Source organism: Stenotrophomonas maltophilia group sp. Smal17 (assembly GCF_030237045.1).
GTDB lineage: Bacteria > Pseudomonadota > Gammaproteobacteria > Xanthomonadales > Xanthomonadaceae > Stenotrophomonas > Stenotrophomonas forensis.
This window is the reverse complement of record NZ_JASJSU010000172.1, coordinates 1-1,967: the sequence shown is the minus strand read 5'-3', so window position 1 is coordinate 1,967 and position 1,967 is coordinate 1. Positions and strand designations below refer to the sequence as shown.

General features: G+C 68.8%; 1 protein-coding gene and 1 pseudogene. One reads left to right on the top strand and one right to left on the bottom strand.

What is annotated here, in order from left to right; genetic code table 11:
• Positions 1-1,031 (bottom strand): annotated as a pseudogene (locus tag QRO93_RS21385) (glycosyl hydrolase); the annotation flags it as partial.
• Between the two features lie 338 nt (positions 1,032-1,369).
• Between QRO93_RS21385 and QRO93_RS21380 the strand changes: the two are divergent.
• Positions 1,370-1,804 carry a VOC family protein gene (locus QRO93_RS21380; RefSeq protein ID WP_040007487.1) on the top strand — a complete coding sequence of 145 codons (435 nt, stop codon included), beginning with the start codon at positions 1,370-1,372 and terminating at the stop codon, positions 1,802-1,804.
• The last annotated feature ends 163 nt before the right edge of the window (positions 1,805-1,967 follow it).

Below are 1,967 nucleotides of genomic sequence, written 5' to 3'. Positions count from 1 at the left end.
ATGTTGAAGCGCTGCTGCCAGGCCTCGCGGCCCATGGTCGCGCCGCCGGCAAAGGCCACTTCGCGGTTCCAGCTGGACGCAGTGGACGGGCCCGACGGCATCGCGGTGGCGAAGTCGCCCGGACGGATGCCACCCGGATTGGTCACGCCGACGCCGGCATCGGCCGACTGCTGCGAGGGAATGCCCAGGCGCGGCACCGCCGGTACGAAGCCGGCCGAACCGACCGCGCCTTCCGGCAGCGGGCCACCGTCCTTGCCCAGCCCGAAGTAGCTGTGCAGCATCTGGAACTTCTCATCCTCGGTCATCGCCTTCAGCAGCAGCGCAGCACGTGCGTCGGCGTTGAGGGTGGTGTCCATCCACGGCGTGTCGCCATGCGTGTCGGCGGCATAGGCCAGGGTCAGCAGCGTGGCACGCAGGCTGCTGCCTTCCACCTTGAACGGCGCACTGCTGGCAGCCTGGAAGCCATCGCTGAAGTAGCTGGCGTCTGCTTCCAGTGCGACACGCGCCGGATCGAAGCCGGCCGCCGTGGCCGATTCGCCAGCCACGGCACCGAGCAGCACCGCCGGCGCACCCAGCCGCGAGCGCGTGACCAGCGCTGGCAGCTGGGCCGCGCCTGCACCGGCATCGGTATAGACCGCGACGGTGTGGCGGCCATCGTCCAGGCGCAGGTAGTTCAGGCCCGGCTGGTCGGGGCCTGACTCAGCGGCGATCGGCAGCCGGGTCAGTACGGCCTGGCCGCGCTGGGTCTGGCCATCGTCCTTGCCCGCAGCAATGAAGCGGTACTCGTAGCCCAGCCCATCGGCCAGCACCTGCAGCGGATCGACCTGGCCGATGCCGCGCTGCACCTGGCGCACGCTCACCGCGTCCACCTTCAGGCTCTTCAGCTGCGCAGCCAGGGCCGGCATTGCTTCGGCACCGGGCGCCTGTTCCAGGGTCAACACGGTGAACGCCGCAGGGTCGGCCCAGGCCGGGGCGGCGAGCGCAGCAGACAGGGCGAGGGAGAGGGCAAGCGGCTTTGTAAACGTTTTCATCGGCAGGCGTAATTCCGTTGCCAAGGCAATCGGTCCAGGGAAAGTGCCGCCGAAGGGTGCAGCGTTCATGCCGCGCAGGGGTTGCCAGGCAACGTCCCGCAGGCCGAAGGACGGGCCGGTCTGCGCGCGGGACCCTCCTCCCGGCGTAACAACCTGCCTGTCCGGGCCGCGCTGGGCGGCCCAATCATGTGAAGATTGTGCGAGGGCGTTCACACCTGTCAACAGGACCTAAGTCACAGGGGCAACCTGGCCGCCGGTTATCAGGCCATCACCGGCAGTCATCAGCAGGCCGCACGGGGCTGCCGATAATGGGGCGTCACCGGCCCTGAACCCCGCCCATGAACATACACCGCGACTTCGATCATCTCTGGCGCGACCGCTGTGATACCTCGAGCCAACGCAGCCCACGCGTGTTGATCCGGGTGTTCGTGGCCCCGGGCCAGCTGGAGCAGAGCGTGGCTTTCTACGAGCAGTTGCAGGGCGTCGTGGCCGATGCGGGCTTCCCGTTTCCCGATGCCGGCCTGCGCCTGGCGATGGTCGGAGCCTTCCTGCTGATCGAAGGGTGCGAGGAAGCGCTGGCCCCCTTCACTTCGACCACCGGGACGCTGCTGGTCGATGACGTCCGGCCTTATCACGACCGACTGGTCGCGGCGGGGGCCGAAATCATCTTCCCGCTGCAGGTGGTGCCGACCGGCGCGGCGTTCAATGCAGTGCATCCCGATGGCACGGTGGTCGAGTACGTGCATCACCGCCCCGACCCGCACGGGCGCTGAGGGTACGCACGGCCGGGCCGCGCCCGGCACCCGCCGAGGCAACGGCCAATGCAACAGCAGAAGCAAAAGATGGGCTCCTGTGGGGTGGCGGGGTGGGTCCGGTTGCGGGGGACGGCGCAAGTACGTCCATGTAGCCTCGGTCGCCCCATCCATGGCGCTCACG